At 66.7% G+C, this 6,994-nt stretch carries 7 protein-coding genes and 1 pseudogene; 2 read left to right on the top strand and 6 right to left on the bottom strand.

Translation table 11 applies throughout. From position 1 onward, the window contains the following. The 3 genes and pseudogenes from WA317_RS16605 to WA317_RS16615 form a co-directional block, all read right to left on the bottom strand. A pseudogene (locus WA317_RS16605) lies at window positions 1-500 on the bottom strand (MmpS family transport accessory protein); the annotation flags it as partial. 191 nt (window positions 501-691) lie between these two features. Continuing rightward, window positions 692-1,111 (bottom strand): cytochrome c oxidase subunit 4, encoded by a 420-nt coding sequence (locus WA317_RS16610; RefSeq protein WP_425174070.1) that lies wholly within the window; start codon window positions 1,109-1,111, stop codon window positions 692-694. A gap of 9 nt (window positions 1,112-1,120) precedes the next feature. Beyond that, the gene (locus tag WA317_RS16615; protein WP_425174071.1) at window positions 1,121-2,185 is read right to left on the bottom strand and encodes a cytochrome c oxidase subunit II; all 1,065 of its coding nucleotides are present in this window, start codon (window positions 2,183-2,185) and stop codon (window positions 1,121-1,123) included. 186 nt (window positions 2,186-2,371) lie between these two features. Here WA317_RS16615 and asnB point away from each other — a divergent pair, with 186 nt between their 5' ends. Next, window positions 2,372-4,321 (top strand): asparagine synthase (glutamine-hydrolyzing), encoded by a 1,950-nt coding sequence (gene asnB, locus WA317_RS16620; protein ID WP_425174072.1) that lies wholly within the window; start codon window positions 2,372-2,374, stop codon window positions 4,319-4,321. A gap of 43 nt (window positions 4,322-4,364) precedes the next feature. Here the strand turns inward: asnB and WA317_RS16625 are convergent, their stop codons facing one another. Next, entirely contained in the window at window positions 4,365-5,339 is a 975-nt protein-coding gene (locus WA317_RS16625) for a carbohydrate kinase family protein (RefSeq protein WP_425174073.1), read from the bottom strand. Window positions 5,340-5,531: 192 nt separating this feature from the next. On the opposite strand from WA317_RS16625, the gene WA317_RS16630 reads away from it, so the two are divergent. Next, window positions 5,532-6,197: a hypothetical protein gene (locus tag WA317_RS16630; RefSeq protein WP_425174074.1), complete on the top strand. Its 666-nt coding sequence runs from the start codon at window positions 5,532-5,534 to the stop codon at window positions 6,195-6,197. Window positions 6,198-6,275: 78 nt separating this feature from the next. On the opposite strand, the gene WA317_RS16635 is transcribed toward WA317_RS16630, so the two are convergent. Next, complete coding sequence (locus WA317_RS16635; protein ID WP_425174075.1) at window positions 6,276-6,632, bottom strand: iron-sulfur cluster assembly accessory protein; 357 nt, start codon at window positions 6,630-6,632, stop codon at window positions 6,276-6,278. Between the two features lie 82 nt (window positions 6,633-6,714). Further along, window positions 6,715-6,994, bottom strand: a 280-nt coding sequence (locus WA317_RS16640) for a glycerate kinase (protein ID WP_425174076.1), incomplete at its 5' end; no start/stop codon positions are given.

Genomic DNA, 6,994 nt, shown 5'->3' on the forward strand with positions numbered 1-6,994 from the left:
TCGCTGGGCGGCGGCGGCGGTGGCGGTTCGCTGCTCGGCGGGGGCGGGGGCGGCGGCGGTGCGGTGGTGACGCTGATCTCGTCCTGAAACGGCGGCGACGACGGAGCGGCAGTCCCCGGAGTGGCCAATTTGCTGGTGTCGTTGCGGGCGAACAGCAGCGACACCGACACTACGAGGGCGACCGCCGCCAGGATGGCGGCCACGCCGACCACCCAGGGCCAGCGCGGCGCTCCGCCGTCGCCTTCGTCGTCAGCCGTCTCGTAGCTGTCGTAGTCGTAGAGGTCCAGATCGACCGGCAGATAGGGGCCGCTGCTGAACTGCTCGGACTCCGGCGCCGAATAGGCCTGCGAGAAGAAGTCGGTCTCGCCGGTGCGCTCAGCGGGGTTTGCCGCCAAGTCGTTGTCAGCACCGGCCCCGACGCCGGAATTCAGTTCGCCGCCCGGTTCGTTGCCGCGGCCCAGATCTTCGGAGTCCGCTCCCGGTGGATTCGGCCCGCTCATGTCTGCCTACCCTGTTCAATTCCAACACCAGCACGCGGCACCGCGGCTGGATTGCCACCTTTGCGCCGGGACGTTCTCCATTGTGCTTCGGCAACCCTACCCAACCCGGCCCGGCGGATGGCTCTGGCGATCTGGCCGCGGCTCAACTGGTGCCTTGATTGTGACCTTGCTGCTGATCTGGCCGACGCCGCTCAGTGCTTCTCGGGCCCCACGTAGTACTCGAAGACCAGTCCGGCCGCGGAGCTGAGTATGAACACCACGCCCGCGCCGATCAGCCACGGCAACCAGAGCGCGATGCCCACCGCCGCTACCGCGCCGGACAGCGCGACCAACAGCGGCCACCAGCTGTGCGGGCTGAAGAAACCCAACTCGCCTGCCCCGTCGCTGATCTCAGCGCCTTCGTAGTCCTCGGGCCGGGTGTCCAGCCGACGCGCCACGAACCGGAAGAAGGTGGCCACGATCAACGCCATGCCACCGGTGAGCACGAGTGCCGTGGTGCCGGCCCATTCCACCCCGCCGTTGGCGAAAACCGCGGTCAGCGCGCCGTAGAGCACCGACGTCAGCACGAAAAAGGCGGCCACGAACTCGAACAGCCTGGCTTCGATGTGCATGGGTGTTCCCTACTTGCTCGCTGTCCGGGAGAGCTCGCCGCGGCGGGTGTCGAACGGGTGCGTCTTCAGCGCGGTCGGCGGTTGGTTGATCGCCAACAGCGCCTGGGCGTTGGTCTTGCCTGCGATTCGTTGCTGCAAATACGCCTTGAAGTCGTTGGGCGCCACCACCCGAACCTCGAAGTTCATCATCGAGTGATAGGTGCCGCATAACTCGGCGCACCGACCGACGAAGGCGCCGGTTCTGGTGATCTCGGCGATCTGGAACACGTTCACCGAATGGTTGGCCTGCGGGTTGGGTAAGACGTCGCGTTTGAACAGGAATTCGGGCACCCAGAAATCGTGGACGACGTCGACCGAGGCCAACTGAAATTCGATGCGCTTACCGGTCGGCAGCACCAGGATCGGTATCTCGGTGCTGCTGCCCACCGTCTCGACCCTGTCGAAGTTGAGGTAGGTGCGGTCTTCGGTGTTGAGTCCGCGGATCGGGCCGACGATTTCCTCACCGTGTTTGTCGACGCCTTGGGGCTTGGAGACCATCGCCTGTTTCCGTGCCGGGTCGGCACCGTCGTACCTGAGGGTGCCGTCTTTGAACTTGACCTCCTGGTACCCGAACTTCCAGCCCCACTGGAACGCCGTGACGTCGACGACGACCTCTCGGTCGGGTTTGAGCTCCAGCAACTTCTCCTGCACCACGATGGTGAAGTAGAAGAGCACCGAGATGATCAGGAACGGTGTGACGGTGAGCACCAGCTCCAGCGGCATGTTGTAGCCGAACTGGCGCGGCAGTTCGGTGTCGGTCGCCCGCTTGCGGTGAAAAGCCGAGGACCAGAAGATGAGCCCGAAGACGACGACGCCGACCACCAGGGCGGCGATCACCGATCCGATCCACAGCTCGCGGTTGAGGTGGCCGTCCGGGGTGATGCCCTTCGGCCAGCCCAGGCCCACCGCGTCCTGCCAGCTGCACCCGCTCAGGCTGACCGCCAGTGTCCCCAGGATGGCGGCCAGCAGCAGCACCCGGCCCTCGCGAAAGCGCCGGGGCGAGCACTGCGAACGGCTTGGACCGCACGGTGTCACGGTGGCGCCTCCTGTATCACCAGCTGGGCTGACCGGACTTCCCGTAAGCGGGATCAGGTCGGCCGACTCGCCGCAGCAATCGAATACTACGCAGCGTAGACCACGCGACGCTGATCAGTGCGGCCTGGTCGCGACAGCGCTGGTCGCGGCGGGCAGGGACGTCGCCCTGCGGCATACTGGTCGCCGATGTGTGGACTGCTGGCCTTGGTGGGTGCCTCGAATGGCAGTGTCGTCGGTGCCGAGACTGCCGGCAGCGCCGTCCCCGCCGTGGCCGACGCTTCGCACCTGATGCGGCACCGCGGTCCCGACGAGCCGAGCACCTGGGCCGACGGGCCGGTGGTATTCGGCTTCAACCGGCTGTCCATCATCGACATCGCGCATTCCCACCAGCCGCTGCGGTGGGGGCCGCCGGAAACACCCGACCGCTACGTGCTGGTGTTCAACGGCGAGATCTACAACTACGTGGAGTTGCGTCAGGAGCTCGCCGCGGTGCACGGCGCCGTGTTCGCCACCGACGGCGACGGCGAATCGATCATCGCCGCCTACCACTACTGGGGTACGGACGCGCTGGGCCGGCTGCGCGGCATGTTCGCGTTCGCGCTGTGGGACACCGTCACCGGCGAACTGCTATGTGCGCGGGACCCGTTCGGCATCAAACCGCTGTTCATGGCGACCGGGCCCGGTGGCACCGCGGTGGCCAGCGAGAAGAAATGCCTGTTGCAGCTGGCAGATGTCGTGGGGTTCGACACCCACATCGACGACCGTGCCGTCCAGCATTACACCGTGCTGCAGTACGTACCCGAACCGGAAACCCTGCACCGCGGGGTGCGCCGACTGGAATCGGGCTGTTATGCCCGCATTCGCCCCGCCAGGCTCGAACCGGTGATCACCCGCTACTTCGTGCCCCGGTTCGCCGCCACACCGATCAGCCGCGGAAGTGAGCAGGCCCGCTACGACGAGATCACCGCCGTCCTGGAGGATTCGGTCGCCAAGCACATGCGCGCGGACGTCACCGTCGGCGCATTCCTGTCCGGTGGCATCGACTCCACCGCGATCGCCGCGCTGGCCATCCGCCACAACCAGCGGCTGATCACCTTCACCACCGGCTTCGAGCGCGAGGGATTCTCCGAGATCGATGTCGCCGTGGCCTCGGCCGATGCGATCGGGGCCCGACATGTCACCAAAGTGGTCAGTCCGTCGGAGTTCGTCGCCGCGCTGCCCGAAATCGTCTGGTACCTCGACGAGCCGGTGGCCGACCCCGCGCTGGTGCCGCTGTTCTTCGTGGCCCGCGAGGCGCGCAAACACGTCAAAGTGGTGCTCTCCGGCGAGGGCGCCGACGAATTGTTCGGTGGCTACACCATCTACCGGGAACCGTTGTCGTTGAAGCCTTTCAACTACATGCCCGGACCCCTGCGTCGCTCGATGGGCAAGGTGTCCAAACCGCTGCCCGAAGGTCTGCGGGGCAAGAGCCTGCTGCACCGCGGTTCGCTGACGCTGGAGCAGCGCTACTACGGCAACGCGCGCAGTTTCTCCGACGACCAGTTACGTGCGGTGTTGCCCGGCTTTCGGCCGGAGTGGACCCATACCGACGTGACGGCGCCGGTTTACGCCGAGTCGCAAGGCTGGGACCCGGTGGCGCGCATGCAGCACATCGACTTGTTCACCTGGCTGCGCGGCGACATTCTGGTCAAGGCCGACAAGATGACGATGGCCAACTCGCTGGAGTTGCGGGTGCCGTTCCTCGATGCCGAAGTCTTCGCCGTCGCGTCGCGCCTGCCGCAGGACGCCAAAATCACCCGCACCACCACCAAGTACGCGCTGCGGCGGGCCCTGGAGCCGATCGTCCCGGCGCATGTGCTCAACCGGCCGAAGCTGGGCTTTCCGGTGCCCATCCGGCACTGGCTGCGCGCCGGCGAACTGCTGGACTGGGCGTATGCGACGGTCCACTCGTCGGGGGCGGATCAGTTCGTCGACGTCGGCGCCGTGCGCCGGATGCTCGACGAGCACCGCAGCGGCGTGGCCGATCACAGCCGCCGACTGTGGACGGTGCTGATCTTCATGCTGTGGCACGCGATCTTCGTCGAGCGCAGTGTGGTTCCGCATATCAGTGAGCCGCACTACCCCGTGCAGCTGTAAGGGTCTGGTGGCCGGGCAGTACCCGGCGAACACGCCGGAGGAACTAGGCGAGCGCGCCGGCGATCTCCCGGGCAGCGTCGTCACCGTAGGCGCCGGCCAGCCGGCTCACCGCGGCGTCGCGATCCCAGTCCCATTCCTGGGTGCCGGTGGACTCCAGCACCAGCACCGCCACCAGCGAGCCGAGCTGCGCCGAGCGTTCCAGGTTCAGCCCGGCGCTGCGGCCGGTCAGGAAACCGGCCCGGAAGGCGTCACCGACACCGGTGGGGTCGGTCTGACTGGTCTCGGGCACGACGTCGACGTGGATGGTGCTGCCGTCGGGGTCCACGATGTCGACGCCCTTGGCGCCCAGTGTCGTCACCCGCAGGTCGACCTGAGCCAGCACGTCCGCTTCGGTCCAGCCGGTCTTCGACAGCAGCAGGTCCCATTCGTAGTCGTTGGTGAACAAGTAGGCGGCACCGTCGATCAGCTTGCGGATCTCGTCACCGGACAACCGAGCCAGCTGCTGCGACGGGTCGGCGGCAAAGGCCAGCCCGAGTTTGCGGCATTCCTCGGTGTGCAGGAACATCGCGTCGGGGTCGTTGGCGCCGATGATGACCAGCTCCGGGGTGCCGACGGCCGAGACCACGTCGGCGAGCTTGATGTTGCGGGCCTCCGACATGGCGCCGGGGTAGAACGACGCGATCTGCGCCATGTCGACGTCGGTGGTGCAGACGAAGCGGGCGGTGTGTGCGGTGCTGGACACCAGCACGTTGTCGGTGTTGACGCCGTGCGACTGCAGCCACTCGCGGTACTCGCCGAAGTCGTCGCCGACGGCACCGACCAGCACGGCGTCGCCACCGAGCACGCCGATGGCGTACGCGATATTGCCGGCGACTCCGCCACGGTGGATCACCAGATCGTCGACGAGGAAGCTGAGCGACACTTTCTGCAGGTGGTCGGCGAGCAGTTGTTCGGAGAACCGGCCGGGGAACCGCATCAGATTGTCAGTTGCAATAGAGCCGGTCACCGCGATCGCCACGAAACATCCACCCTTCATTTCCTAAGTTCGTCTAGCAAAGAGTACCCGGCTTCCGGTGCCCGTCGCGCGAGAGCAGGCGGCCGCAGGTGCGCTAGCCTCTGCCTAGAGATATCACCGGGACCCGAGTGCCGCGGACGACACCGTGCCGACCTCTTCCCGTCCTACTCCCCGCTACCGTAGGAGAACCACCACATGGCCGGTCCGCATCCGAGGAATTATGGTCTGGCCGCCGACGGACCGCCTTACATGGACCCGCACCCTTCCCAGCCGCTGCCCACTCAACCGATTTACGCCGGGCCGAACAAAGCCGATGCGGCGCGCCTGTCGGCCGCCTACCCGGGCCAGTTGCCGCCGCCGGTGAATTACCCGCGAAAGAATCGGCGGCCGTTGATCATCGGCACCGTGGTCGCTCTCGTCCTGGTGGCCGCACTGACCGCCGCTGTCGCATTGGGGTCACATCAGCACCGGCCCAGCGCCGAGGCGACGCTCTCCGACGCGACGGCAAAAGGAGCGATTCAGGATTACCTGGCCGCCCTGCAGAACCGGGACATTGACACGGTCGCGCGCAACATGTTGTGCGGGTTTTACGACGCAGTGCGCGACCGGCGGTCGGATCAGGCCTTGGCGAAATTGAGCAGCGACGCGTTCCGCAAGCAATTCGGCCAGGCCCAGGTCACCTCGATCGACAAGGTCGTATACCTGTCCAGGTACCAGACGCAGGTGCTGTTCACCATGCAGGTGAAGCCGGTGGCCGGCGGGCCGGCCCGCCAACAGGTGCAGGGACTGGCCCAGCTCTTGCTGCAGCACGGCCAGATCCTGGTGTGCTCGTATGTGCTGCGTACCGCGGGCGCGTACTAGCCTGATGGCGGCGACCCGCTTCCCCCGGCTTTCAGCCCGGGCTCGCGATCACCGCTAGCAGGCGTCAGGCGCTACTTGTCAGTTGAACGAGTCGCCGCAGGCGCAAGAACCGGTGGCGTTCGGGTTGTCGATCGTGAAGCCCTGCTTTTCGATGGTGTCGACGAAGTCGATGGAGGCGCCCTGAACGTACGGGGCGCTCATCCGGTCCACCGTCAGCGTCACGCCGCCGAAGTCCGCGGTCAGGTCGCCGTCCAGGGTGCGGTCGTCGAAGAAGAGGTTGTACCGCAGCCCGGCACATCCCCCCGGCTGCACCGCGATCCGCAGCGCCAGGTCGTCGCGTCCCTCCTGGTCCAGCAGTGACTTCGCCTTGGCAGCGGCGGCGTCGGTCAAGATCACACCGTGGGTCTCGGTGGTCGTCTCGCCTTGTACGGTCATTGCTTCTCCCTATAGGTCTTTGATCGCTCGACGGGCTCTCACCCGATGCCGGGCCGGTCGAACCGGGACTGAGCCCTCTGCCTCAACGGTACCTTGTTGAGTCGCTATTCCCGACCTGCGTGGCCACCTGGGTGGCCAGGCCGGTGAGTTGGTTGGCGGCGTCGTCAAGAGCCAACCGAACGGAACCGGCGTAGTCGGCGACGGCGTAGGCAGCGACGATGCCGACGGCCCGCAGCGCTTGCTGGTCGAGGCTGACCTGACCGGCCAGGACCAGTAGCGGGACCTGCCGCGAGCGCGCCGCGGCGGCCAGCGCGCCGATCACTTTGCCGTGCAACGACTGGTCGTCGAGTCTGCCCTCGCCG

Source organism: Mycobacterium sp. (genome assembly GCF_049802695.1).
In the GTDB taxonomy this organism is placed as follows: domain Bacteria; phylum Actinomycetota; class Actinomycetes; order Mycobacteriales; family Mycobacteriaceae; genus Mycobacterium.

Coding starts and splice junctions, on each gene's coding strand:
- WA317_RS16630 (WP_425174074.1), top strand. CDS start 5,532: ATGGCCGGTCCGCATCCGAGGAATTATGGTCTGGCCGCCGACGGACCG.
- WA317_RS16635 (WP_425174075.1), bottom strand. CDS start 6,632: ATGACCGTACAAGGCGAGACGACCACCGAGACCCACGGTGTGATCTTG.
- WA317_RS16610 (WP_425174070.1), bottom strand. CDS start 1,111: ATGCACATCGAAGCCAGGCTGTTCGAGTTCGTGGCCGCCTTTTTCGTG.
- asnB (WP_425174072.1), top strand. CDS start 2,372: ATGTGTGGACTGCTGGCCTTGGTGGGTGCCTCGAATGGCAGTGTCGTC.